The 24,497-nt window shown below is 70.2% G+C and carries 21 protein-coding genes; 12 read left to right on the top strand and 9 right to left on the bottom strand.

Going from position 1 to position 24,497, the window contains the following annotated elements:
- Positions 1-3 precede the first annotated feature (3 nt).
- Positions 4-1,302, top strand: a complete 1,299-nt coding sequence (locus JYG32_RS17710) for a DUF72 domain-containing protein (RefSeq protein ID WP_213264240.1) — start codon at positions 4-6, stop codon at positions 1,300-1,302.
- A gap of 33 nt (positions 1,303-1,335) precedes the next feature.
- On the opposite strand, the gene msrA is transcribed toward JYG32_RS17710, so the two are convergent.
- Positions 1,336-1,896, bottom strand: a complete 561-nt coding sequence (gene msrA / locus JYG32_RS17705; RefSeq protein ID WP_213264239.1) for a peptide-methionine (S)-S-oxide reductase MsrA — start codon at positions 1,894-1,896, stop codon at positions 1,336-1,338.
- A gap of 580 nt (positions 1,897-2,476) precedes the next feature.
- On the opposite strand from msrA, the gene JYG32_RS17700 reads away from it, so the two are divergent.
- The 3 genes from JYG32_RS17700 (at position 2,477) to JYG32_RS17690 (ending at position 5,361) form a co-directional block, all read left to right on the top strand.
- Complete coding sequence (locus JYG32_RS17700) at positions 2,477-3,883, top strand: selenium-binding family protein (protein WP_174383802.1); 1,407 nt, start codon at positions 2,477-2,479, stop codon at positions 3,881-3,883.
- Positions 3,880-4,545: a hypothetical protein gene (locus tag JYG32_RS17695; RefSeq protein WP_213264238.1), complete on the top strand. Its 666-nt coding sequence runs from the start codon at positions 3,880-3,882 to the stop codon at positions 4,543-4,545. The genes JYG32_RS17700 and JYG32_RS17695 overlap by 4 nt, the downstream gene beginning before the upstream one ends.
- Positions 4,546-4,851: 306 nt before the next feature.
- Complete coding sequence (locus JYG32_RS17690) at positions 4,852-5,361, top strand: flavin reductase family protein (protein ID WP_174383800.1); 510 nt, start codon at positions 4,852-4,854, stop codon at positions 5,359-5,361.
- Here JYG32_RS17690 and JYG32_RS17685 read toward each other — a convergent pair.
- Complete coding sequence (locus JYG32_RS17685) at positions 5,348-5,848, bottom strand: Lrp/AsnC family transcriptional regulator (RefSeq protein ID WP_006477992.1); 501 nt, start codon at positions 5,846-5,848, stop codon at positions 5,348-5,350. The two genes, JYG32_RS17690 and JYG32_RS17685, sit on opposite strands and share 14 nt — an antisense overlap.
- A 130-nt stretch (positions 5,849-5,978) precedes the next feature.
- Between JYG32_RS17685 and kynB the strand changes: the two genes are divergently transcribed.
- From kynB to kynA, 3 genes are all read left to right on the top strand, one after another.
- Positions 5,979-6,620, top strand: a complete 642-nt coding sequence (kynB, locus tag JYG32_RS17680) for an arylformamidase (protein WP_213264237.1) — start codon at positions 5,979-5,981, stop codon at positions 6,618-6,620.
- A gap of 24 nt (positions 6,621-6,644) precedes the next feature.
- Entirely contained in the window at positions 6,645-7,898 is a 1,254-nt protein-coding gene (gene kynU / locus JYG32_RS17675; RefSeq protein ID WP_433960833.1) for a kynureninase, read from the top strand.
- Between the two features lie 92 nt (positions 7,899-7,990).
- Entirely contained in the window at positions 7,991-8,935 is a 945-nt protein-coding gene (gene kynA, locus JYG32_RS17670) for a tryptophan 2,3-dioxygenase (RefSeq protein WP_213265445.1), read from the top strand.
- Between the two features lie 21 nt (positions 8,936-8,956).
- Here kynA and JYG32_RS17665 read toward each other — a convergent pair whose 3' ends face one another.
- The 4 genes from JYG32_RS17665 to mdlC form a co-directional block, all read right to left on the bottom strand.
- Positions 8,957-10,354 carry an MFS transporter gene (locus JYG32_RS17665; RefSeq protein WP_213264236.1) on the bottom strand — a complete coding sequence of 466 codons (1,398 nt, stop codon included), beginning with the start codon at positions 10,352-10,354 and terminating at the stop codon, positions 8,957-8,959.
- A 266-nt stretch (positions 10,355-10,620) separates the two neighbouring features.
- The gene (locus tag JYG32_RS17660) at positions 10,621-11,565 is read right to left on the bottom strand and encodes a ketopantoate reductase family protein (protein WP_213264235.1); all 945 of its coding nucleotides are present in this window, start codon (positions 11,563-11,565) and stop codon (positions 10,621-10,623) included.
- Positions 11,566-11,579: 14 nt separating this feature from the next.
- Complete coding sequence (locus tag JYG32_RS17655; protein ID WP_213264234.1) at positions 11,580-13,031, bottom strand: aldehyde dehydrogenase; 1,452 nt, start codon at positions 13,029-13,031, stop codon at positions 11,580-11,582.
- 29 nt (positions 13,032-13,060) lie between these two features.
- Entirely contained in the window at positions 13,061-14,668 is a 1,608-nt protein-coding gene (mdlC, locus tag JYG32_RS17650) for a benzoylformate decarboxylase (RefSeq protein ID WP_213264233.1), read from the bottom strand.
- 99 nt (positions 14,669-14,767) lie between these two features.
- Between mdlC and JYG32_RS17645 the strand changes: the two genes are divergently transcribed.
- The 4 genes from JYG32_RS17645 (at position 14,768) to JYG32_RS17630 (ending at position 19,909) form a co-directional block, all read left to right on the top strand.
- On the top strand, positions 14,768-15,679 hold the full coding sequence (locus tag JYG32_RS17645; RefSeq protein WP_174384382.1) for a LysR family transcriptional regulator: 912 nt from the start codon (positions 14,768-14,770) through the stop codon (positions 15,677-15,679).
- 183 nt (positions 15,680-15,862) lie between these two features.
- A complete protein-coding gene (gene dalD / locus JYG32_RS17640) occupies positions 15,863-17,257 on the top strand; it encodes a D-arabinitol 4-dehydrogenase (RefSeq protein ID WP_213264232.1) in 1,395 nt (464 codons plus the stop codon).
- A gap of 104 nt (positions 17,258-17,361) precedes the next feature.
- On the top strand, positions 17,362-18,843 hold the full coding sequence (gene xylB, locus JYG32_RS17635; protein WP_213264231.1) for a xylulokinase: 1,482 nt from the start codon (positions 17,362-17,364) through the stop codon (positions 18,841-18,843).
- 58 nt (positions 18,844-18,901) lie between these two features.
- Positions 18,902-19,909, top strand: coding sequence for a sugar-binding transcriptional regulator (locus JYG32_RS17630; protein ID WP_174384304.1), 1,008 nt, complete (start codon positions 18,902-18,904; stop codon positions 19,907-19,909).
- Positions 19,910-19,925: 16 nt separating this feature from the next.
- Here JYG32_RS17630 and JYG32_RS17625 read toward each other — a convergent pair whose 3' ends face one another.
- Entirely contained in the window at positions 19,926-21,137 is a 1,212-nt protein-coding gene (locus tag JYG32_RS17625; RefSeq protein ID WP_213264230.1) for an MFS transporter, read from the bottom strand.
- A complete protein-coding gene (locus tag JYG32_RS17620; protein WP_213264229.1) occupies positions 21,134-22,330 on the bottom strand; it encodes a serine hydrolase domain-containing protein in 1,197 nt (398 codons plus the stop codon). The genes JYG32_RS17625 and JYG32_RS17620 overlap by 4 nt, the downstream gene beginning before the upstream one ends.
- 114 nt (positions 22,331-22,444) lie before the next feature.
- On the opposite strand from JYG32_RS17620, the gene JYG32_RS17615 reads away from it, so the two are divergent.
- Positions 22,445-23,329: a LysR family transcriptional regulator gene (locus tag JYG32_RS17615; protein ID WP_213264228.1), complete on the top strand. Its 885-nt coding sequence runs from the start codon at positions 22,445-22,447 to the stop codon at positions 23,327-23,329.
- 13 nt (positions 23,330-23,342) lie between these two features.
- On the opposite strand, the gene JYG32_RS17610 is transcribed toward JYG32_RS17615, so the two are convergent.
- Entirely contained in the window at positions 23,343-24,452 is a 1,110-nt protein-coding gene (locus JYG32_RS17610) for an ABC transporter ATP-binding protein (protein WP_213264227.1), read from the bottom strand.
- Positions 24,453-24,497 lie beyond the last annotated feature (45 nt).

Raw genomic sequence — 24,497 nt, 5'->3', positions numbered from 1 at the left:
TGCATGGGTGACGGCAGGACGCGGCGCAAGGCGCCGCCGGAACGACAGCAGCACGACGACACGGACGGGTCGCACGCCGACGGGCAATTCGACCTGTTCGGCGTGCCGACGGACGCTGCACGCGCGTCGCCGCCCGCGGACGACGCGCGTTCCGCCAACGCCAGCGAACGCGTAGTGCCGGACCCGCATGACGATGCGCGCGACGCACCGCCCGCCCGTGCAGCCTCCCCCCCTTCCGACGAAGCACCGCCGCCTGCCTCCGGCCTGCTGTGGGACGAACCGTCGCCGGCGGCCGCACCGCCGAAGAAAGGCCGGCGCTCGCGCGGCGTGCCGCCCGCGCCGATCGCGGCGGACGTCGCCGACGCGGCGGCCGGCCTGCCGCCGAACGTCCGGCTCGGCACGTCGTCGTGGTACTTCCCCGGCTGGAACGGCATCGTCTACGACGGCGATTTCGCGCAGACGAAGCTGTCGCGCGAAGGGCTCGCAGCGTACGGCGCGCATCCGCTGCTGAAGAGCGTGAGCCTCGACCGGTCGTTCTACGGCCCGCTGTCCGTCGCCGACTACCTGCGCTACGCGCAGCAGGTGCCCGACGATTTCCGCTTCGTCGTGAAGGCGCCGGCCTCGGTGACCGACGCGGTCGTGCGCGGCCGGCGCGGCGAGCCGTCGGGGCCGAACCCGACCTTCCTCGACGCGCCGCTCGCCACCCGCGAATTCGTGCAGCCGTGCCTCGAAGGGCTCGGCCGGAAAGCCGGCGTGCTCGTATTCCAGTTCTCGCCGCTGCCCGACCGGCTGCTCGCCGAACCGGCCGCACTGATCGACCGGCTGGCCGCGTTCTTCGCGGCGCTGCCGCCGCTGCCGCCGGAAGCCGACGGCCCGCGCTACGCGATCGAGATCCGCGACGCGAGCCTGCTCACGCCGCGCTTCATCCGCGCACTCGCCGCGCTCGGCGTGCGCTACTGCGTCGGCCTGCACGCGCGAATGCCCGACCCGCTGCGCCAGGCCGCCGCGCTCGCACTGCTCGACGGCGACGCGCCGGGCCCGCTGATCGTGCGCTGGAGCCTGCACGGCGGCTTCAAGTACGAACAGGCGAAAGCGAAGTACGAGCCGTTCGACAAGCTCGTCGACGAGGATCCGGCCACGCGCTCGGCGCTCGCCGAACTGGCCGCGCGCTATGCGCTGGCCGGGCAGCCGGTGATCATCACGATCAACAACAAGGCGGAAGGCTCCGCGCCGCTGTCGTGCATCGCGCTCGCGCGCGAGATCGCCGCCGCGTGCGCGCAGTGGCGCAACGAGGCGGCTTGACGTCGGTTTCGCCGGTTTGCGCCGGTCGCGCGCTTACGCGCCGCGCAGCGACTTCAGCCGGTGCGAGAACTTCTGCCGGAATTTCGCGAGCTTCGGCCCGATCACGACCGAGCAGTAGCCCTGCCCCGGGTTACGCGCGTAGTAGTTCTGGTGATAGTCCTCGGCCGGCCAGTAGTTGCCGTCGAGCGGCACGACCTGCGTGACGATCGGCTGCCCGAACACCTGCTCGCGCTCCAGCTCGCGGATCACGTCCAGCGCCGTATCGCGTTGCGCATCCGAATGCGTGAACACGACCGACCGGTACTGCGTGCCGACGTCGTTGCCCTGCCGGTTCAACTGGGTCGGATCGTGCGTCGCGAAGAAGATCCCGAGGATCTCGCGATAGCCGATGCGCGCCGGATCGAACGTCACGTTGACGACTTCCGCGTGGCCCGTGTCGCCTTCGCAGATGTCGCGATAGCCCGGATTGCGCGTATGGCCGCCCGCGTAGCCCGACTGGACGGCAGTCACGCCGTCGACGTCGAGAAACACGGCCTCCGTGCACCAGAAACACCCGCCTCCCAACGTCGCGGTTTCAAGCATTTCGTTCACCATGAAATCAGCCCCTCGTTGATGACAGCGGCCGGCACGCAGGTGCCGGCGCCACCGTTCCGTCTCGCCGCTGCCCGCCCGCGGTACGGGACGCAGCGGCACTTCGGCAAGTATCTCACTCGCGCGCGAACCTGGCAGATCGCACCGGTGCGGCGCGCGACCGGCCGCACGTTTCTCGACTACACTTAGGCACGCGTAACCGCGGCGCAAACCGCCCGGCCACGCAAAGCGTCCGATGCACGCCCGTCCCTGATGCACCCATCATCTGCCGGAACATCGATATGCACGCCTTCACATACACAGCCCGCGTCGCGGGCCCGGTCGCCGCCACGTCGCGAGCCGACGCTTCAGCCGCACCATCGCGATGCCCTGCGCCCGTGTCGCCCCGGGCACGACGATCCCGCGCCTCGTCTTCACCCGCTTTCACGAACTGATGCACGGCGCTGCACGTGTCGCCGATGCGTGCAGCCGCCTGCCGATCGCACCCGCCGGCGCGATGCGCGCCGCGCGGCACCCCCGACCCGCACGCGCGCAGCGCACGGCCGTGCGTCCGTGATTCGATACCACCGAGAGAGCACTTACCATGAGCATGCGGCCTGACCCGACATTTCACGCTTCGCCGGAGCTTGCGATGCAGGCGCCGGCGGAAGCGTTTGCCTATACGTTGTTGCTGAGCCCCGATTTTTCCAGACCCGACGCGCTCGCCGTGATCGACGTGAAGCCCGGCTCGCCGACCTACGGAAAAATCGTGCACACGGTGACGATGCCGAACACCGGCGACGAGTTTCACCACTTCGGCTGGAATGCGTGCTCGTCGGCGCTGTCGCCGCTGACCGGCCATGCGTTCCTCGAACGCCGCTTCCTGATCATCCCCGGCCTGCGCTCGTCGCGCATCTACGTGATCGACACGAAGCCGCACCCGACCCAGGCACGCATCCACAAGATCATCGAACCCGACGAGATCTTCGCGAAGACCGGTTATTCGCGGCCGCACACCGTTCACTGCGGCCCCGAGGGCATCTACGTGAGCACGCTCGGCGGCGCGGGCAAGGACGGCACCGACGGCGCGCCCGGCATCTTCATCATGGATTGCGAAACCTTCGACGTGCTCGGCCGCTGGGAGATCGATCGCGGCCCGCAGGACAAGCACTACGATTTCTGGTGGAACCTGCCGCGCGACTACATGGTGTCGAGCGAATGGGCGCTGCCGCCGCAATTCGAGAACGGCATCGTGCCCGAGGACCTGCTCGCGAACAAATACGGGCACCGGCTGCATTTCTGGGACCTGCGCGCGCGGCGCAACGTGCAGACGATCGATCTCGGCGCGCAGCACCAGATGGCGCTCGAGGTGCGGCCCGCGCACGACCCGGTGCGCGAATACGGATTCGTCGGCGTCGTGGTCGATACGACGAATCTCGAAGGCTCGATCTGGACCTGGTGGCGCGAAGACGGCAAGTTCCATGTGAAGAAGACTGCGACGATCCCGCCCGAACCGGCCGCGGCCGACGAACTGCCGCCGCTGCTGAAAGGGTTCGGCGCGGTGCCGCCGCTCGTGACCGACATCGACCTGTCGCTCGACGACCGCTTCCTGTACGTGTCGTGCTGGGGCACCGGCGAGATGCGCCAGTACGACGTGTCGGATCCGCATAACCCGGTGCTCGCGGGGTCGGTGCGGATCGGCGGCATCGTGCGCCGCGCGCCGCACTCGAACGGCCGCGCGTTCGCGGGCGGCCCGCAGATGGTCGAGATCAGCCGCGACGGTCGGCGCGTGTACTGGACCAACTCGCTCTATTCGACGTGGGACGACCAGTTCTATCCGGACGGGGTGCCGGCCGCACAAGTGCTCGCGCATGCGGGGCCGGACGGCGGGCTGACGCTCGCCGACGATTACTGGGTCGAGTTCCCCGACGGCTATCGCGCGCACCAGATCCGGCTCGAAGGCGGCGACTGCTCGACCGACTCGTTCTGCTATCCGTCGGTCAAGCGTTGAACACCGGACTTCACGCGCAGTTCGCGCTGTGGGCGGCCGTGCTCGCGAGCGGCGTGTATCACGGGCTCAATCCCGCGATGGGCTGGCCGCTCGCGGTGTCGAACGCACTGATGACGCGCCGCGGCGGCGCGCTCGTCGCGGCGCTCGGCTTTCTCGCGCTCGGCCATGCGCTCGCGGTATTCGCGGTGATGCTGCCGTTCGGGCTGCTCGCCGCGCTGCTCGCGTGGCAATCGGCGATCCGGATCGGCGCGAGCGCGCTCGTGATCGGCTTCGGCGCCGTGCTGCTGATCCGGCGCCGGCATCCGCGTGCGCTCGCACGGATCCCGCCCGCACGGCTCGGCCTGTGGTCGTTCGCGGTTGCGATCGCGCACGGTGCGGGGCTGATGCTGGTGCCGATCTACCTCGGGCTCTGCGGGCTCGACAGGGATGCCGGCCACCGCGCGGCGGCCACGCTCGTCGATGCGCATCTCGGGATGGCACTCGTCGTCGCGGCCGTGCATGCGGTCGCGATGATCGCCGCCGGCGGCGGGCTCGCGTGGCTCGTGTACCGCTATCTCGGGCTGAAATTCGTGTCGCGGAGCTGGTTCAACCTCGATGCGGCCTGGGCGTCCAGCCTGATCGTGACGGGCGCGCTGTCGCTCGGACTGGCGGCGACGCGATAGCGCGGGCGTCGATGGCACGCGTGGCGGATCGGCGGATGGGCAGGTGGACCGACGGCACCGCACAAAAACGCGACAGAACGGCCATGCCAACCGCGCGCCATCGCGAAGCCGGCATCGTGCCACAGGGTTCGCTACGTCACGCTATCCCCGCACTGCGCCGTCCGGCCGGGCCCGGCGGCCCCGATTCCGCTAAAATCGGGCCATGCGCACCACTTCCCAACCGACCGCCTTGTCGCCTTTCGTCCGCCGCGCCCGTCACCCCCGCGTCGCGCCGCGCCCGCCCGTTTCGTTCCGGATGGCCGCCCGATGAGCCACGCCAACCCGCCGGATTTCGACTCGGCCGCCTTCCGCCAGGCGCTCGGCCAGTTTGCGACGGGCGTGACGGTGATCACGACGCGCGCGCCGTCCGGGCAGCTGATCGGCATCACCGCCAGCTCGTTCAACTCGGTATCGCTCGATCCGCCGCTCGTGCTGTGGAGCCTCGCGCACAAATCGGCGTCGATGCCCGTGTTTCGCGGCAACAGCCATTACGTGGTGAACGTGCTCGCGGCGTCGCAGGTCGACCTGTGCAAGCGTTTCTCGACCTACAAGGGCGACCGCTTCGAAGGGATCGCGCATGTGGCCGGCAACTCGGGGATGCCCGTGCTCGACGGCGCGCTCGCGTGGTTCGAATGCCACAACCGCAGCCGCTATGACGAAGGCGACCACGTCATCTTCGTCGGCGAAGTGGAACGCTGCGGCGTGCGGGCCGCATCGGACGCGACGCCGCCGCTCGTGTTCCACGGCGGCGGCTTCCACGGCCTTACACCGCTTTGATCGCGCCCGTGCGCGCCAGCCCGACCGGCGCGCCGGCTTCGTCCTTCAGCGTCTGCAGCACGATGTTCGAACGGATGTCCATCACGCCCGGCGCCTTGTAGAGCCGGTTCAGCACGAAATCCGAATAGTGCTTGAGGTTGTGCGCGAGCACGCGCAGCAGATAGTGGCTCTCGCCCGTCACGACGAACGCGCCGACCACCTCCGGCCATTCGCGCAGCGCTTCCGCGAAGCGCTCGTGCCATTGATTCTCTTCGTTGCGCATCGACACCTGCACGAACGCCTCGAGCTCGAAGCCGAGCTTCTCGCGGCTCAGGCACGCGCGATAGTGCTCGATCACGCCCTGCTCCTCGAGCAGGCGCATGCGGCGCAGGCAGGCGGACGGCGAAAGCGAAATCCGTTCCGCCAGGTCGAGATTGCTGATTCTGCCCTCCTCCTGCAGTACCGCCAGAATCCGGCAGTCGGTGGCATCGAGCGTGATCGCGTGCATTTTTGGTCCCCGTTTTCCCTCTGAGTCGAATTATCTGCCAATCCGGCGGATTGTCCATGTTTATTTCGCAAGCACTTTCTGCGAGCGTCCACCTATCATTCGAAGCACCGACTCACCGATTCGTCATGCCATGGACACACTCTGGGACATCTCGCCGCCTGTCAGCCCCGCCACCCCCGTGTGGCCGGGCGATACGCCGGTTTCCGTCGAACGCGTGTGGCGGATGGAGGCCGGCTCGCCGGTCAACGTCGCGCGCCTGACGCTGTCGCCGCATACGGGCGCGCACTGCGACGCGCCGCTGCACTACGACGCCGACGGCGCACCGATCGGCGCCGTGCCGCTCGACACCTATCTCGGCACCTGCCGCGTGATCCATTGCATCGGCGCATCGCCCGTCGTGCAGCCGGCCGATATCGCGGCCGCGCTCGACGGCGTGCCGCCGCGCGTGCTGCTGCGCACCTGTGCGCAAGCGCCGATCGCGCAATGGGACCCCGAGTTCTGCGCAGTCGCGCCTGAAACGATCGACCTGCTCGCCGCGCATGGCGTGAAGCTGATCGGCATCGACACGCCGTCGCTCGACCCGCAGGAATCGAAAACGATGGATGCGCATCACCGCGTGCGTGCGCACCGGATGGCGATCCTCGAAGGCATCGTGCTCGACGACGTGCCGCCCGGCGACTATGAACTGATCGCATTGCCGCTGAAGTTCGCGACGCTCGACGCGAGCCCCGTGCGCGCGGTGCTGCGCGCGCTGCCCGCGCGTGCTTCCTGATTACCTGACCTACGACCCCACATCATGATCAAGACCCGTGAAGACGCGCTCGCCCTCGACCGCGACGACCCGCTCGGCCCGCTGCGCGACCAGTTCGCACTGCCCGACGGCGTGATCTACCTCGACGGCAACTCGCTCGGCGCGCAGCCGCGCGCGTCGGCTGCCCGCGCGCAGCAGGTGATCGGCGCCGAATGGGGCGAAGGACTGATCCGGAGCTGGAACACGGCCGGCTGGTTCGCGCTGCCGCACCGTCTCGGCGACAAGCTCGCGACGCTGATCGGCGGCGCGCCCGGCGAAACGGTCGTGACCGACACCATCTCGATCAACCTGTTCAAGCTGCTGTCGGCGATGCTGCGCCACCAGGCCGAGCGCGCGCCCGAGCGCCGCGTGATCGTGTCGGAGCGCTCGAACTTCCCGACCGACCTGTATATCGCGCAGGGGCTGATCGAACAGCTCGGCGGTGGCTACGAACTGCGCCTGATCGACGATCCGGCCGACCTGCCCGACGCGCTCGGCGCGGACACGGCCGTCGCGATGATCACGCACGTGAACTACCGCACCGGCTCCATGCACGACATGCCGGCCGTTACGCAACTCGTGCACGACGCGGGCGCGCTGATGCTGTGGGATCTCGCGCACTCGGCCGGCGCGGTGCCGGTCGACCTGAACGGCGCGCGCGCGGACGGCGCGGTCGGCTGCACGTACAAGTACCTGAACGGCGGCCCCGGTTCGCCCGCGTTCGTGTGGGTGCCGCAGCGCCATCACGCGCATTTCTCGCAGCCGCTGTCCGGCTGGTGGGGCCACCGCGCGCCGTTCGCGATGCAGCCCGGCTTCGCGCCCGATCCGGGCATCGCGCGCTTCCTGTGCGGCACGCAGCCGATCGTGTCGATGTCGATGGTCGAATGCGGGCTCGACGTGTTCCTGCAGACCGACATGCAGGCGATCCGCCGCAAGTCGCTCGCGCTGACCGACGCGTTCATCGCGCTCGTCGAAGCGCGCTGCGCGGGCCTGTCGCTGAAGCTCGTCACGCCGCGCTCGCATCACCAGCGCGGCTCGCAGGCGAGCTTCGAGCATCCGCACGGCTACGAAGTGATGCAGGCGCTGATCGCGCGCGGCGTGATCGGCGACTACCGCGAGCCGTACGTGCTGCGCTTCGGCTTCACGCCGCTCTACGTGCGCTTCGCCGACGTGTGGGATGCCGTCGAGACGCTGCGCGACATCCTGGCCACCAACGCATGGAAGGCGCCCGAGTTCGCCGAACGCGGCGCGGTGACCTGACCGGTTTCGGCCGGCGCGCGCCGCAGTGACGTGCGGATTGCGCGCCGCGCCCCCGTCATTCAATCCTGGAGAAAGTCGTGAATTCTGGTCATATGCAGCCACCCGGCGACGACGCGCCGGCGGGCTGCCCGTTCTCGGGCGCACGCGCCGCGCAACAGGCACATTCGGCGCCAGCGGCACACGAAGCGCCGCACGTGCCGGGCGATGCCTCGGGCCAAGCCGGCTGGCACAACGCGCAGCTCGATTTCTCGAAGTCGATGAGCTACGGCGACTACCTGTCGCTGAATTCGATCCTCGACGCGCAGCATCCGCTGTCGCCCGATCACAACGAGATGCTGTTCATCATCCAGCATCAGACGAGCGAGCTGTGGATGAAGCTCGCGCTGTTCGAGCTGCGCGGCGCGCTCGACGCGGTGCGCGCCGACGCGTTGCCGCCCGCATTCAAGATGCTCGCGCGCGTGTCGCGCATCCTCGAGCAGCTCGTGCAGGCGTGGAACGTGCTGTCGACGATGACGCCGTCCGAGTATTCGGCGATGCGGCCGTATCTCGGGCAGTCGTCGGGCTTCCAGTCCTACCAGTATCGCCAGCTCGAATTCCTGCTCGGCAACAAGAACGTGCAGATGCTGCAGCCGCATGCGCACCGGCCCGACATCCTCGAACAGGTGCGCGCGACGCTCGAAGCGCCGTCGTTCTACGACGAGGTCGTGCGCCTGCTCGCGCGACGCGGTTTCCCGATCGCGCCGGAGCGGCTCGAGCGCGACTGGACGCAGCCGACGCGGCACGACGAAACGGTCGAAGCCGCGTGGCTCGACGTGTACCGTCACCCGCAGCAGCACTGGGAGCTGTACGAGATGGCCGAGGAACTGGTCGATCTCGAGGACGCGTTCCGTCAGTGGCGCTTCCGTCACGTGACGACCGTCGAGCGCATCATCGGCTTCAAGCAGGGCACCGGCGGCACCAGCGGCGCGCCGTATCTGCGCAAGATGCTCGACGTCGTGCTGTTCCCCGAGCTCTGGCACGTGCGCACCACGCTGTAACGCACGTGATGTGCCCGCACGTCACGACGACGTGCGGGCCAGTTCCTCTCCTTCGCGCGGCAGCGACTGCGCGCGCGACAGCCGCGGAATGTGCCGCCGCACCGCCAGCAGCGCGATGCACACGACGCCCATCGCGGCGGCCAGCATCGTCAGGTACGCGCTCGTGCCGCCCGTCGTGATCACGATCGCGCCCGCGAACGCGCTGAGGATCGCGCCGAGCCGGCCGAATGCAAGCGCGCTCGCGGTGCCCGTCGCGCGCACGGCCGTCGGGTAGATGTACGCACACAGCGCATACATCGTCGACTGCACCGCGTTGACGAACAGCCCGTGCAGGCCGAGCCCGACGATCAGCCAGCTCGTGTGCCGGCTCGCATCGACGCCCATCAGCCACACCGCGCTCGCCGCGCCGCCGATGCTGCACAGCGCGAGCGGCCAGCGCGACCCGGCATGCGCGATCGCCCATGCGCACAGCAGCGCGCCGATCACGCCGCCGAGGTTGTACGCGGTGAGCCCAGCGCCCGCGACCGACACGCTGAGCCCGTTCGCGGCCAGCATCGTCGGCAACCAGCTGAACGCCGCGTAGACAGCAAGCAGACACATGAAGAACGCGCACCACAGCGCGATCGTGTCGCGCGCCTGGCCGCTCGCGAACAGCGCGCCGAAGCCGCCGCGGCCGCCGGGCGCGCGTGCGTCTTTCGTATCGGTGAACACGGTGCCCGGCGCGACCGGCCGCTGCATCCGCGCGAGCAGCGCGCCGAGCTCCGGCCAGCGCGCGGGGCGTCGCGCGAGATAACGCGGCGATTCGGGCAGCGCGAGCACGAGCACGAAACCGAGCACGAGCGGCAGCGCGCCGCCCGCGAAGAACAGGCCGCGCCAGCCGTAGCGCGGCAGCACCGCGTGCGCGAACAGGCCGGCCAGCATCCCGCCGAGCGGCACGCAGACGATCGTCGCGGTCACCATCATCGTGCGGCGCCGCGCGGGCGTGTATTCGGCCGTCATCGTCGTGGCGGTCGGCAGCGCGCCGCCGATCCCGAGCCCCGCGCAAAAGCGCAGCATCGCGATCGCCGCGACATCGGGCGCGAAGCCGATCGCGCAGGTCGCGACGCCGAACAGGAACACGCTGCCGATCACGGCCTGGCGGCGGCCGAAGCGGTCCGCGACGAGCCCCGCGCACGCGCTGCCGATGCCCATCCCGATCAGCCCGGCCGCGACGGCCGGCGCGAACGCGCCGCGCGTGATGCCCCATTCGCGGATCAGCACCGGAATCGCGAAACCGATCAACTGGCCGTCGAAGCCGTCGAGCACGATCGCGAGCGCGGCGAGCAGCACCACGCAGCGCTGCATCGTCGTGAACGGCCCGTCGTCGAGCGTCGTGCCGATGTCGACCGACGGCGGCTGCAATCCGTCGCGCGTGCTCATGCGACCTCCCGTGCGCCGCGCGGCGGCGGCGACGTGCGCGAACGGCGCGCGGCAAGACAACGGCATTCGATGGCTTTCATGGCGTCTCCAGTTGCCCGGGCTGGCGCGTCGGCGCGTGCCCGGATCTCGTACTGCGCGGTCGGCCGGCGTCAGCGCGTCTGCGCTGGCCCCGGTGTCTTGTCCAACCCGTCTCGATCCGGCGCCGTCGTCTGCGTGCGACGCGCTCGTATCGTTGCGCGGCGCACGCGGCGCCGCCAGTCTGATGCTCAGTTCATCCGTGCGTCGATCAGCCGGACGAGCGCGAGCAACGTCTCGGTGTGCGGCACCGCGACGCCCGCGTCGCGTGCAGCCGCGACAACCTTGCCGCTGATCGCGTCGATTTCCGTGCGGCGCCCCGCGAGCACGTCCTGCAGCATCGACGGGCGATGGCCGCGATGCTCGCCGATGGCGTGTTCGACGTTGCGCGCAATGCGTTCGCCGTCTACAGCAATCCCCTTCGCGCGGGCGACGGCGGCCGTCTCGGCCGCGATCGCGAGCGCGAGCCGCGGCCCGTCGTGATGGTTGCCGAGCTGGTCGACCGTGCAGCCCGTCGCGGCGCACAGCGTGTTGAGCGCCGCGTTGAACGCGACCTTCTCCCAGATCGCGGCCCATACGTCGGCGTCAAGCGTGCAAGCGAGCCCCGCGCGCGACAGCGCATCGGCCACGGCCGTCGCGAACGGGCGTGCCGCCCCGTCGGCCGTCATCATGCGGATCGTGCCCGCGCCGTGCGAGCGAACGTGCGCAGGCCCCGCAGCATCGGCCGGCCACGTCGTCACGCCGACCAGGATGCGCTCGAGCGGCACGAACGCATTCAGCGTCTCGACGTTGCCGAGACCGTTCTGCAATGTCAGCACGTGCGTGTGCGGCGTCAGCAGCGCGCGCACGCCATCGAGCGCGCTGCGCGTATGCAGCGATTTCGTGAAAACGATCAGCAGGTCGAACGATGCGTCGGGCGCTGCAGCCGCGTCCGCGTTCGCGGCTTCCGGCCGCATGGCCTGCAACGCGCGAATGCGCCGTTCGCCGCGAGCGTCGTCGATGCGCAGCCCGTCGCGGCGGATCGCGTCGAGATGCGCGTCGTTCACGTCGATCAGCGTGACGGCCTCGCCGCTTTCGGCCAGCAGCCCGCCGAACAGCGAGCCCATCGCGCCCGCACCCAGAATCGCGATCCTCATCGTCGGTGGCCTCGTCAGAACGGATAGTGGCGCGGCGCGGTCTGCACGGTGATCCAGCGCAGGTCCGTGAAGGCCGCGATGCCGGCCTTGCCGCCAAAGTGGCCGAAGCCGCTTTCTTTCACGCCGCCGAACGGCATCTGCGCCTCGTCGTGCACGGTCGGGCCGTTCACGTGACAGATGCCCGATTCGATGCGTGCCGCGACGCGCAGCGCGCGCGCGACATCGCGGCTGAACACGGCCGACGACAGCCCGAACGCGTTGTCGTTCGCGCAGCGGATCGCGGCGTCCTCGCCGTCGACGCGCACGATGCCCTTCACCGGGCCGAACGATTCCTCGGCATAGATGCGCATCGCCGGGCTCACGCGATCGAGCAGCGTCGCCGGGAACAGCGTGCTGTCGGCCTTGCCGCCGCACAGCAGCGTCGCGCCGTGCGCGAGCGCATCGTCGATCAGCGCGTTGCAGCGCTCGACGGCCTTCATGTCGATCAGCGAGCCGAGCACGACCGGCCCGTTGCGCGGATCGCCGAGCGGCAGCGACGCAGCCTTGTCGGCAAGCTTCGCGACGAATGCATCGGCGATCGATGCATCGACGACGATCCGCTCGGTCGACATGCAGATCTGCCCGGAATTCGCGAACGCGCCGAACGCGGCCGCCGCGACCGCTGCGTCGATATCGGCATCGTCGAGCACGACGAACGGTGCCTTGCCGCCAAGCTCCAGCACCGACGGCTTCAGGTGGCGCGCGCACGCTTCGGCGACGATCCTGCCGACGCGCGTCGAGCCGGTGAAGTTCACGCGGCGCACGGCCGGATGCGCGATCAAGGCATCGACGACCGCCCCCGCGTCCTCGGGCGCATTCGTCACGAAGTTGACGACGCCCGGCGGCAGCCCGGCCTCCTGCAGCGCCTCGACGATCAGCCCGTGCGTGACGGGACACAGCTCCGAGCCCTTCAGCACGACCGTGTTGCCGCATGCGAGCGGCAGCGCGAGCGCGCGCGTCGCGAGGATCACCGGTGCGTTCCACGGCGCGATGCCGAGCACGACGCCGGCCGGCTGCCGCACGCCCATCGCGAGCGAACCGGGCACGTCGGACGGAATCAGCTCGCCGCCGACCTGCGTGGTCAGCGACGCGGCCTCGACGAGCCCGCTCGCGGCAAGGTGCACGTTGAAGCCGGCCCACAGCGCGGACGCGCCCGTCTCGGCCGCCATCGCGGCGACGAACTGTTCATGCTTCGCTTCGAGCGCGGCGGCCGCCTTCAGCAGCAGCGCGCGGCGCGCGCCCGGGCCGAGCGCGGCCCATTCGGGAAATGCGCGGGCAGCCGCGTCGGCCGCCGCACGCGCATCGTCGACGGTACACGCGGGCGCCGCGGACGCGACTTCGCCATCGAGCGGGTTGCGGCGCACGAAGGTCGCGCCGCTGGATGAATGGCGGCGTTCGCCGCCGATCAGCATCGATACGGTTTGCATGGAGTCTCCGGAAAGACGCGCGGCGCGCGTCAGGCAATCTCGACTTCGACGACGACCGGCGTCGCGGCACGCAGCGCGTCGGTCAGCGTGTCGCGCAGGTGCGCCGCATCGGCGACCCGCACGCCGCGGCAACCCATCCCTTCGGCAAGCGCGACGAAATCCAGGTCGGGCAGATCGGTGCCCTGCACGGGATCGCCGGGGCCGAAGCCGAACACGGGCGCGAAGTCCTGCAGCGCCGCGTAGCGCCGGTTGTTCAGGATCACGAACGTGATCGGCAACTTCAACTGCGCGGCGCTCCACAGTGCCTGGATCGAGTACAGGCTCGACCCGTCGCCGATCAGCCCGATCACGCGCCGGCCCGGCTGCGCGAGCGCGACGCCGACCGCAGCCGGCATCCCGTAGCCGAGCCCGCCGCTGTCCATCGTGTAGAACGTGCCGCTGAGTGTGAACGGCAGGTGTTCCTGCATCATCGGCCGCGCGCTCGGCGCTTCCTCGACGACGATGTCGTGCGCGTCGCGCACGTCGGCGAGCGTCTGCAGCGCGAACGCGACCGACATGCGCTCGCCGGCGGCCGGGGCGTCGACGCGCGCGGACGGCGGGCGCGGCGCAGGCATCGGCCGCTCGGGCGGTGCCGGCCGCGCCAGCAGGTCGCGCGCGGCGAGCCGCAGGTTGCCGACGACCGCATCGCCCGCCGGCGTCCACGCGGCGACGCCCGGATCGTCGACGAGCTGCACGAGCGTCGCACCCGGCGGCACGTGCGGGCCGAAGCCTTCGATGTGATAGGTGAACGCGGGCGCGCCGAACGCGAACACGAGGTCGTGCCCGTCGAGCCGCGCGACGATCTTCTCGCGGATCGCGGGCAGGAAGCCGGCGAACAGCGGATGGTCCTCGGGGAAGCTGCAGCGCCCCGACATCGGCGCGACGTACACGCGCGCACGGTGCCGCTCGGCAAGCCGCACGACATCGTCCCACGCACCCGCGCGATCGACGGCCGCGCCGACCACGAACGCGGGACGCCGCGCGGCGTCGAGCGCATCGCCGAGCCGCGCGAGCGCGTCGGGATCGGGCCGCACGACGCTGCTGACGTCGCGCCGCGGCAGCAGTTCGGCCGGATGGTCCCAGTCGTCGACCGGGATCGATACGAACACGGGGCCGCGCGGCTCCTGCATCGCGATGCGGTACGCACGCGCGATTGCGGCCGGCACGTCCTGCGCACGTGCGGGCTCGATGCTCCATTTCACGTACGGCTTCGGCAGCTCGGCGGCCTGCGTTGCGCCGAGGAACGGGTCGAACGGCAAGATCGCGCGCGCCTGCTGGCCCGCGGTGACGATCAGCGGCGTGCGATTCTTGAACGCGGTAAAGAGATTGCCCATCGCGTTGCCGACGCCCGCCGCCGAATGCAGGTTGACGACCGCCGCATTGCCGGTGGCCTGCGCATGGCCGTCGGCCATCCCGACCACGACGGCCTCGTGCAAGCCGAGCACGTAGCGGAAATCGGCGGGAAAGTCGCGGAACATCGGCAGTTCGGTCGAACCGGGATTGCCGAACACGCGGTCGATGCCGAACTGGCGAAGCAGGTCGATGACCGCATCGCGAACGGTGATCGATGCGGCGGATGGGGGCGGATGGCCGGACATGCTCGGGTATCTCCTCGATGGCTTGGCGGTTTCCACAGTATCGAAGCGCAAGCCATTCTCGGATACTGTATTTTTTGCGATAAGCCATTACATTCCGACATGACTTTCGATCTCCGACAATTGCGCGCCTTCACGACGATCGTCGCGTGCGGCAGCCTCGGCCGCGCGGCCGACGCGCTGCACGTGACGCAGCCGGCGCTGAGCCGGATCCTGAAGCGGCTCGAGGACCAGGTCGGCGCGCCGCTGTTCGAGCGCCATTCGAAGGGCGTGCAGCTCACCGCGTTCGGCGACGCGCTGCTGCCGCATGCGACGCTGCTGCAGCACGAGGCCGAGCACGCGCGCGAGGAGCTCGACGCAATGCGCGGGTTCGCGAAGGGCACGATCAAGGTCGGCGCGGTGGGCAGCATCGCGAGCCTCGTGCTGCCGATCGCGGTCGGCCGCGTGCTCGACCGCTGGCCGAACCTGCGCGTCGAGATCCTCGAAGGCGTGTGGGACCGCCTCGCCGAAGGACTGAACAAGCACGAGATCGATCTCGCGCTGTCCGCGCACGGGCCCGACACCGACGAGATCGTCGCGATTCCCGAGTGCCGCTGGGAAGATCGCAGCCATATCGTTGCGGCGCCGCACCATCCGTTGCGCGCGCTCGGCCGCGCGCCGACGCTCGCCGACACACTGCACGCGCGCTGGGCAATTCCGCCGCGCGGCACCGCGCCGTTCGACCATATGCGCGCGACCTTCGACGCGCACGGGCTCGCGCTGCCCGACATCGCGGTCGAGACGCGCTCGGTCACGACGCTGAAGAGCCTCGTCGCGCATGCCGGGTTCCTGAGCTGGATGGCCGAGCCGATGTACGGCGCCGAGCAGGCCGCCGGCACGATCGACACGCTGCCCGTGCGCGAGGTCGTCGCGGTGCGCACGCTCACCGCGTTCCGGCGCCGCCACGGGATCCTGCCGGGGCCGGCCGGCAAGCTGCTCGACGAACTCGTCGCGCTCACGCGCGAAGGGCGCTGACGCCCTTTCCCGACCGGCCGCCTGTTCGCGCCCCTTCCCGCGCTGCCCGCGCGCCGCCGCAGCGCACCATCGAAATGCCGTGTCCCCGCCTTGACTTTCGTTCGGCCGGATACGATCATTCGCTCACATGACGAGCAAATGATCTAGTCGACAGGAATGACTGGCACGAACAGGAGACACCGGATGAGCGAATCGTCCTCCGCCCGCGCGCCCGTGCTGCTGCACATCGGCGCGGGTTCGTTTCACCGCGCGCACCAGGCGTGGTATCTGCATCGCGTGAACGCGGCCGTGCCGGCCGACGAACGCTGGTCGCTGACCATCGGCAACATCCGCGACGACATGCGCGCGACGATGGACGCGCTCGCCGCGCAGCACGGCGAATACACGCTCGAAACCGTCACGCCGCAAGGCGAGCGCGCATACGAGACGATCCGCGCGATCACGCGCGTGCTGCCCTGGTCGATCGATCTCGCCGCGCTGATCGACGCCGGCGCCGACCCGGCCTGCCGGATCGTGTCGTTCACGGTGACCGAAGGCGGCTACTACCTCGACGAACACAACCGGCTCGACATCGCGAATGCCGATCTCGCGGCCGACCTGCAGGGCGCGCGCACGACGCTGTACGGCGCGCTCGCGGCGCTGCTCGCCGAACGCATGCAGCGCGGCGCGGGCCCGCTCACGCTGCAGAGCTGCGACAACCTGCGCAACAACGGCGCGCGCTTTCGCGCGGGGATGCGCGAATTCCTCGAACGGCGCGGCGCAGCCGACCTGCTCGCGTGGTTCGACGCGAACGTCGCCACGCCGAGCGCGATGGTCGACCGCATCACGCCGCGCCCGACCGCCGACGTGCGCGAACGCGTGCTGGCGGCCACCGGCATCGACGACGCATGCCCGGTGATGGGCGAATCGTTCATCCAGTGGGTGATCGAGGACCGCTTCGCGGCCGGCCGGCCGCGCTGGGAATTGGCTGGCGCGGAGCTCGTCGACGACGTGCACCCGTATGAGGAAGCGAAGATCCGCATCCTCAACGCGACGCATAGCTGCATCGCGTGGGCCGGTACGCTCGCGGGCTACACCTACATTCACGAAGGCACGCACGACGCGGCGATCCGCCGCTTCGCGCACGACTACGTGACGCAGGACGTGATCCCGTGCCTGACCCCGAGCCCGCTCGATCTCGCGCGCTACCGCGACGTCGTGCTCGAACGGTTCGGCAATCCGTACGTGCTCGACACGAACCAGCGCGTCGCGGCCGACGGCTTCTCGAAGATCCCCGGCTTCATCGCGCCGACGCTCGTCGAATCGTTCGCGCGCGGCGCCGCGCCGGTCGCCACCGCCGTGCTGCCCGCCTTGTTCCTGCGCTTTCTCGAACGCTGGGCACGCGGCACGCTGCCGTATGCGTACCAGGACGGCGTGATGGACGAAAGCGCCGCGCGGGCGATCGTCGAAGCGGACGATCCGGTCGTCGCGCTGTGCGCGAGCCGCCCGCTGTGGGGCTCGCTCGCCGGCAACGCCGCGCTGCTCGAGGCGCTGCGCGCCGCACTCGCACGCGTCGACGCATGGCTCGCGCCGCGTTGACGCGTGAGAGCCGGCACCCGGCCACGCAGCCGGGCAAACCCGCTTGGCACATGCCGTGCGGCACGGCTAAAGTAGCGGCTCCTCTCTGACGGAACGGTTCGCTCATGTATCTCGGCATCGACCTCGGCACCTCGGAAGTGAAGGTGCTGCTGCTCGCCCCGGACGGCGCGGTCGTCGGCACCGCCGGCTCGCCGTTCACCGTGTCGCGGCCGCATCCGCGCTGGGCCGAACAGCATCCGGACGACTGGTGGCAAGGCACGCTCGCCGCGCTCGCGGCGCTGCGCGAACGGCATCCGCAAGCGTTCGCGGCCGTGCGCGGCATCGGCCTGTCGGGCCAGATGCACGGCGCCGTGCTGCTCGGTCGCGACGACCGCGTGCTGCGCCCCGCGATCCTGTGGAACGACATGCGCAGCGCCGACGAATGCGCGCTGCTCACCGAACGCGCACCCGATCTCCATGCGCTGGCCGGCAATCTCGCGATGCCGGGCTTCACCGCGCCGAAACTGCTGTGGGTCGCGAAGCACGAACCCGACGTGTTCGCGGCGACCGCGTGCGTGCTGATGCCGAAGGATTACCTGCGGTTCCGGCTGACCGGCGCGAAAGTGTCCGATCCGTCGGACGCGGCCGGCACGCTGTGGCTCGACGTCGCGCGCCGCGACTGGTCCGACGCGCTGCTCGCCGCGTGCGACATGACGCGCGACCAGATGCCGCGCATCGTCGAAGGCAACGCGCCGTCCGGCACGCTGCGCGCGGATATCGCGCGCGAACTCGGGCTGTCGGAGGCCGTCGTGGTGGCCGGCGGCGGCGGCGACAACGCGACGAGCGCGCTCGGCATCGGCGCGATCCACGCAGGCGACGGCTTCGTGTCGCTCGGCACGTCGGGCGTGCTGAGCGTGGTCGGCGACCGCTTCATGCCGAATCCCGCGTCGGCCGTGCATGCGTTCTGCCATGCGATTCCCGATCGCTGGCAATTGATGAGCGTCGTACTGTCGGCCGCGAGCTGCCTGCGCTGGGTCTGCAAGCTGACGGGCACCGACGAGCCCGCGCTGCTCGCCGAAGTCGAAGCGCTGGACACCGATGCGTTCGCGACGGCCCCGCTGTTCCTGCCCTACCTGTCCGGCGAACGCACGCCGCACAACGACCCGTATGCGCAGGGCGTGTTCTTCGGGATGACGCACGCGACCGAGCGCGCGCATCTCGGCTACGCGGTGCTCGAAGGCGTGACGCTCGGCCTCGCCGACGGTCTCGACGCGCTGCATGCGGCCGGCGTCGAAGCCGACGGGCTGTCGCTGATCGGCGGCGGCGCGCGCAGCGCGTTCTGGGCGCAACTGATCGCCGATGCGCTGAACGTGCGCACGCGCCAGATCGGCGGCGGCGAAACGGGCGCGGCGCTCGGCGCGGCCCGGCTCGGCTGGCTGGCCGTCGGCGGCGATCCGCAGACGGTGCTGACCAAGCCGCCGGTGCGCGCCGAATACGCGCCGGACGCCACCCGCCATGCGCTGCTGCGCGAACGCCTCGACGCGTTCCGCGCGCTGTACCGCCACGTGCGCCCGCTGTACGAACCGTCGCGCGCGCGGCTCGCGTAAGCGCCGCCGCGGCGCGCCAACCGGCCGTCGGCCGCGCGCAAGACATGCGGTACAGTGGATGCCGTCGTGCGGCCCGCCGGCCGGCCCAGATCCGAATCGAATCGCTATCGTGTCCAAGTCCTCAGAAAAACTCGATCTCGCCACGCGTGCCGCGTGGCTCTACTACGTCGCGGGCGACACGCAGAACGAAATCGCCGAAAAACTGCAGGTGTCGCGCCCGGTCGCGCAGCGCCTCGTCGCGTTCGCGGTCGAGAAGAACCTGATCCGCGTGCGCGTCGACCACCAGCTCGCCGACTGTCTCGATCTCGGCGCGCAGCTGTCGAAGCGCTACGGCCTCGCGATGTGCGAAGTCGTGCCCGTCGATGCCGATGCGCCCGAAGCAATCGACCGCAAGCTCGCGGTCGCCGGCGCGCAGGTGATGGAGCGCTACCTGGGCGAGACGCGGCCGATGGTGATCGCCGTCAGCAGCGGCCGGACGCTGAAGGCCGCCGTCGCGCAGATCGCGCAGATCGACCGCCCGCAGCACCGGCTCGTGTCGATGGTCGGCGCGATCGCGGCCGACGGCTCGTCGAACCGCTACGACGTCGCGCAGTACATCTCCGAGAAGACCGGCAGCAAGCACTTCCTGCTGCCCGCGCCATTGTTCGCCGACAGCCCCGCCGAGCGCGCGCAGTGGTGCAACCACCGGCTGTACCGGATCGTCGAGGCGCTGTCGGGCAAGGCCGACGTCGCGTTCGTCGGGATCGGCAACACCGGCCCGCACTGCCCGCTCTACGAAGACGGCTTCATCACCGAACAGGAGCGCGACGAAATGACCGCACTCGGCGCGGTGGCCGAGCTGCTCGGCATGCCGATCGACGCGCACGGCAAGCTGATCGACGTGTCGACCAGCGCGCGCGTGACGAGCGTGTCGCTCGCCGCGCCGCCGAAACGCCCGACGATCGCGTTCGCGGGCGGCCCAAAGAAACGCGACGCGGTGATCGCCGCGCTGCGCGGCGGCTGGGTGTCGGGGCTCGTCACCGACGAAACCTGCGCGCGCGCCGCGCTCGACGCGAAGGCCGACTGACGCCGCAGTCGAACGCTCAGGCCGTGCGCGGCGCCGGAAACGCATGCCGGCGCGCGCGCCACGCACCGATCCACGCGGCCGCCAGCAGCGCCACGAGCACCCACGGAATCGCGCCGGCGCCGGTTGCGCCGAGCAGCATCCCGCCCGCGATGCCGCCACCGGCGATCGCGAGATTCCACACCGTCACGAGCATCGACTGCGCGACGTCGGCCGACTCCCCCGCGGCGTTCGCGGCGGCGGTCTGGAACAGCGTCGGCGCGCCGCCGAAGGCAAGCCCCCACAGCGCGACGCCCGCATAGACGATCGTCATCCCCGATCCGGCGCCGAGCATCGCCGCCGCGAGCGCGAACAGCGCGATGCTGGCGAGCGTCAGGCGCCGTTGCGCGGCGCCGATCCACGCGCCCGTCAGCGCGATGCCGACCAGCGACGCGATGCCGAACACCAACAGCACCACGTCGACCTGCGCACCCATCCGCATGCCCGCGAGGAACGGCGCGACGTACGTGTACAGCATGTTGTGCGCGAGCACGTACGCGAACATCACGATCAGCACCGGCCGCACGCCGGGCAGCGTCAACACGCCGAGCACCGGTTCGCGCGCGCCGGCCTGCAGCCCCGGGTAATCGGGTACGCGCAAGCGGATCCAGCCGATCAGCGCAAGCGCCGCGAGCGTAATCAACGCGAACGCGACGCGCCAGCCGAGCGCCGCGCCCAGCGCGGTGCCGGCCGGAATGCCGATCGACATCGCGACCGGCGCGCCGAGCATCGCGACCGCGATCGCGCGGCCGCGCAGCGACGCTTCGACCATCCGGCTCGCATAGCCGGCCAGCAACGCCCACAGCAGCCCGGCCGACATGCCCGCGACGAAGCGCGCGGCGAGCGTGAGCGCGTAGTACGGCGACGCGGCGGTCAGCGCATTCGACACGACGAAGCCGGCCAGCGCCGCGAGCAGCAGGCGGCGCCGGCGCATCGTGCGCGTCGCGGCGACGAGCGGAATCGCCGCGACGATCGAGCCGAGCGCATACACGGTCACGAGCTGGCCGATCAGCGCGTCGGGTACGCGCAGGTCGACGCTCATCAGCGGCAGCAGTCCGGCCGGCAACGCTTCGGTGAGGATCGTGATGAACGCGGCCGTCGCGAGCGCCAGCAGGTTCGCGACCGGCAGGCGCTCGCGCGCTTGCGCCGGCCCGACGGAAACCGCGCCGTCAATCGGTGTGCAGTCGCTCATGCCGCGCTCCCGACCTCGACGCCGTACACCGCATCGCGCACATCGGTCACGATCCGCCCGTGCATGCCCTCGTACAGCGTGTTGGTCAGTGCGACGACCGTCAGCCCGGCCGCGCGGTCGACGAACCATGCATGCCCGTACGCGCCGCCCCAGCGCCAGGTGCCGACCGATTCCGGCGACTGCGCGGCCGCCGGATCCCGCAGCACCGAAAAGCCGAGCCCGAAGCCGAAGCCTGGCGCATCCTGCAGTTCGTGCGCGCCCGGCTGGATGCGCGCCATCTCGTCGATCCACGCGGGTTCGAGCCAGCCGTCGCGGCCGGTGCGCAGCGCGTCGAGCAGCGTCACGCAATCGCGCGCGGTGCCGACCATCCCCGCGCCGCCCGACGGCCACGCATCGCCGTCGAACACGCGCGCCGGTTCGAAGCGGATGCCGATCATGCCGTCGAACGCCGGCACGAGATCGATGTCGGCCATCCGGCGCGGTGCGCCCGGCGTGCTCACGTAAGGCGTCGCGAAGCGCGCGGCGTCGTGCGCGACGAACGCGGTGTCGGTCATCCCGAGCGGTGTCGTGACGAGCGCGGCCACTGCGTCGGCGAGCGGCCGGCCGTCGACCGCCTCGATCAGCGCGCCGACCACGTCGGTCGCGAGCGAATAGCCCCACGCCGTGCCGGGCGCGAACTGCAGCGGCACGCTGGCGATGCGCCGCACATTCTCGGCGAGCGAGATGCCCGCGCGATCCATCCCGTCGGACACGCCGGCGCGCGCATACGGGCCGTCGCCGTCGGCTTCGAGGAAGCGGTAGCCGAGGCCGGCCGTATGCGACAGCAGATGGCGCAACGTGATCGCGGCGGCCGCGCCATCGGGCAGCGCGGGGCGGAATTCGGGCAACCAGCGCGCGACGGGTTCGTCGAGCGCGATGCGCCCCGCCGCGACGAGCCGCATCGCGGCGGCCGTCACGACCGGCTTCGTGACCGACGCGAGCCGGAACAGCGCGTCTTCCCGCATCGGCGTACCGGCTTCGCGATCGGCGAGCCCGGCGGCGCGCGCATAGCACAGCTCGCCGTCGCGCGCGACCAGCACGACCGCGCCGACCATGCGCTCGTCGGCGAGTGCGCGATCGAGCGCGTCGTCGAGCCGGTGGCGCAGTGCGGCGTCCGGTTCGGCGCGGGAAGCGGTGACAGGCAGGGATGACATGGCGTGACCTCTCGACAATGAACGAGCGTCCATCGTAGGGAGCCGACGCAAGAAGAAAAACCGGGTTAGAGTTCCGGACACTCCGGACGCTGGTGTCCGCAATCGGAAACTTGCATGGAAAATCTCGGCGGGTTCGTCGTGTTCGTCCAGGTCGCGGAAACGCGCAGCTTCGTCGCGGCCGGCCGCGCGCTCGGGCTGTCGGCATCGGCAATCGGCAAGCGCATCGCGCGGCTCGAGGCGCGCCTGAACGTGCGGCTGTTTCACCGCAGCACGCGCAGCATCACGCTGACGGCCGAAGGCACGCGTTTTCTCGAGCGCTGCCGGCGCGTGATCGCCGAGATCGACGCGGCCGAGCAGGAACTGACGCACAGCGCCGAAGCGCCGCGCGGGCGTTTGCGCGTGAGCCTGCCGACGATCGGCACGCTGCTGCTGCCGGTGCTCGCCGATTTCATGGCCGCGTATCCGGAAATCGAACTCGATATCGATTTCAGCGACCGGCTCGTCGACGTCGTCGAAGAAGGATTCGACGCGGTGCTGCGCACCGGCCAGCCGACGGATTCACGCCTGTCGTCGCGGCTGCTCCGCCATTTCCGCCAGCACCTCGTCGCGTCGCCCGACTACCTCGCCCGGCATGGCACGCCGCGCACCCCGGCCGATCTCGCGCTGCACCGCTGCCTGCACTACCGCTTTCCGAGCAGCGGCAAGCTCGAAACCTGGCCGCTGCGCGTACCGCGCACGGGCACGCTGCCCGAGGTGCCCGTATCGATGGTCAGCAACAACGCGGAAGCGCGCCTGTGCTTCACGCTGCGCGGGCTCGGCATCGCGTGCCTGCCCGAGTTCTTCGTACGCGATTCGCTCGACGACGGCACGCTGTGCGCGGTGCTCGACGAGCACGTCGCGAGTTGCACGCCGATCTACGTGTTGTGGCCGTCAGGCCGCCATCCGACGCCGAAGCTGCGCGCGTTCGTCGACTTCATGGCTGCAAACCTGCGCCTCTGACCGATCGCGGCCGTCACGCGGCCTTTGCATGCGCGCCGAGCCGCCGCAATGCCTGCCCGTGCTCGTCGAACAGATGGCAGTGCTCGGCCTGTGCGTGCACATGCAGCGCTTCGCCGGTGCGATACGTATCGAGCGGCGGAATCCGCGCGATCAGCCCGTCCGGTGCGACCGCCGACTCCGCGTACAGATACGCGGCATCGCCGAGCGATTCGACGGCCATCGTCCGCGCGGCGACACCCGTGGCCGCCGTGCCGACCAGCAGGTGCTCGGGCCGCACGCCGACGGTCACCGCAGCGCCACGCTGCAGCCCGACCGCTTCGACCGCGACGCGTTGCGTCTCGCCGCTGTCGAAGCGTACGAGCACGCCGCCCGCATCGACCGATTCGACCGTGCCTTTCAGGAAGTTCATCTTCGGCGAGCCGATGAAGCCCGCGACGAACTGGTTCGCCGGCGCGTGGTACAGCTCGTTCGGCGTGCCGACCTGCTGCACCGCGCCGCCCGACAGCACGACGATCTTGTCCGCGAGCGTCATCGCCTCGACCTGGTCGTGCGTCACGTAGATCATCGTCGTCTTCAGCTCGTCGTGCAGCCGCGCGAACTCCAGCCGCATCTTCACGCGCAGCGCGGCGTCGAGGTTCGACAGCGGCTCGTCGAACAGGAACACCTTCGGCTTGCGCGTGATCGCGCGGCCGATCGCGACACGCTGCCGCTGGCCGCCCGACAGTTGCTTCGGCTTGCGGTCGAGCAGGTGATCGATGTGCAGGATCTTCGCGGCCTGCTTCACGGCCTGGTCGATCTCGGGCTTCTTCGCGCCCGCGAGCTTGAGGCCGAACGCCATGTTGTCGTACAGCGTCATGTGCGGGTACAGCGCATACGACTGGAACACCATCGCGATGCCGCGCTTCGCGCTCGGCACGTCGTTGACCTTCGCGCCGTCGATCAGCAGGTCGCCGCTCGAAATATCTTCCAGGCCCGCGATCATCCGCATCAGCGTGGATTTGCCGCAGCCGCTCGGGCCGACGAACACGACGAATTCGCCGTCGGCGATGTCGAGGTTCACGTTGCGCAGCACTTCGGTTTCGTCGTAGCGCTTCGCGATGTTGCGCAGGAGCACGCTTGCCATGATCTGTCTCCGTTCGTTCGTGATGCGCCGCGTGGCACGCGGCGC

Source organism: Burkholderia pyrrocinia (assembly GCF_018417535.1).
Lineage (GTDB): Bacteria > Pseudomonadota > Gammaproteobacteria > Burkholderiales > Burkholderiaceae > Burkholderia > Burkholderia pyrrocinia_E.
Note: the sequence above shows the minus strand (reverse complement) of the source record. Positions and strands in the feature narration are given on the sequence as shown.

What these genes read in the sequence shown, in the direction of transcription:
- JYG32_RS17710 (WP_213264240.1), top strand. Translation starts at nt 4, where the DNA reads ATGGGTGACGGCAGGACGCGGCGCAAGGCGCCGCCGGAACGACAGCAG.
- msrA (WP_213264239.1), bottom strand. Translation starts at nt 1,896, where the DNA reads ATGGTGAACGAAATGCTTGAAACCGCGACGTTGGGAGGCGGGTGTTTC.
- JYG32_RS17700 (WP_174383802.1), top strand. Translation starts at nt 2,477, where the DNA reads ATGAGCATGCGGCCTGACCCGACATTTCACGCTTCGCCGGAGCTTGCG.
- JYG32_RS17690 (WP_174383800.1), top strand. Translation starts at nt 4,852, where the DNA reads ATGAGCCACGCCAACCCGCCGGATTTCGACTCGGCCGCCTTCCGCCAG.
- JYG32_RS17685 (WP_006477992.1), bottom strand. Translation starts at nt 5,848, where the DNA reads ATGCACGCGATCACGCTCGATGCCACCGACTGCCGGATTCTGGCGGTA.
- kynB (WP_213264237.1), top strand. Translation starts at nt 5,979, where the DNA reads ATGGACACACTCTGGGACATCTCGCCGCCTGTCAGCCCCGCCACCCCC.
- kynU (WP_433960833.1), top strand. Translation starts at nt 6,645, where the DNA reads ATGATCAAGACCCGTGAAGACGCGCTCGCCCTCGACCGCGACGACCCG.
- kynA (WP_213265445.1), top strand. Translation starts at nt 7,991, where the DNA reads ATGCAGCCACCCGGCGACGACGCGCCGGCGGGCTGCCCGTTCTCGGGC.
- JYG32_RS17665 (WP_213264236.1), bottom strand. Translation starts at nt 10,354, where the DNA reads ATGAGCACGCGCGACGGATTGCAGCCGCCGTCGGTCGACATCGGCACG.
- JYG32_RS17660 (WP_213264235.1), bottom strand. Translation starts at nt 11,565, where the DNA reads ATGAGGATCGCGATTCTGGGTGCGGGCGCGATGGGCTCGCTGTTCGGC.
- JYG32_RS17655 (WP_213264234.1), bottom strand. Translation starts at nt 13,031, where the DNA reads ATGCAAACCGTATCGATGCTGATCGGCGGCGAACGCCGCCATTCATCC.
- mdlC (WP_213264233.1), bottom strand. Translation starts at nt 14,668, where the DNA reads ATGTCCGGCCATCCGCCCCCATCCGCCGCATCGATCACCGTTCGCGAT.
- JYG32_RS17645 (WP_174384382.1), top strand. Translation starts at nt 14,768, where the DNA reads ATGACTTTCGATCTCCGACAATTGCGCGCCTTCACGACGATCGTCGCG.
- dalD (WP_213264232.1), top strand. Translation starts at nt 15,863, where the DNA reads ATGAGCGAATCGTCCTCCGCCCGCGCGCCCGTGCTGCTGCACATCGGC.
- xylB (WP_213264231.1), top strand. Translation starts at nt 17,362, where the DNA reads ATGTATCTCGGCATCGACCTCGGCACCTCGGAAGTGAAGGTGCTGCTG.
- JYG32_RS17630 (WP_174384304.1), top strand. Translation starts at nt 18,902, where the DNA reads ATGCCGTCGTGCGGCCCGCCGGCCGGCCCAGATCCGAATCGAATCGCT.
- JYG32_RS17625 (WP_213264230.1), bottom strand. Translation starts at nt 21,137, where the DNA reads ATGAGCGACTGCACACCGATTGACGGCGCGGTTTCCGTCGGGCCGGCG.
- JYG32_RS17620 (WP_213264229.1), bottom strand. Translation starts at nt 22,330, where the DNA reads ATGTCATCCCTGCCTGTCACCGCTTCCCGCGCCGAACCGGACGCCGCA.
- JYG32_RS17615 (WP_213264228.1), top strand. Translation starts at nt 22,445, where the DNA reads ATGGAAAATCTCGGCGGGTTCGTCGTGTTCGTCCAGGTCGCGGAAACG.
- JYG32_RS17610 (WP_213264227.1), bottom strand. Translation starts at nt 24,452, where the DNA reads ATGGCAAGCGTGCTCCTGCGCAACATCGCGAAGCGCTACGACGAAACC.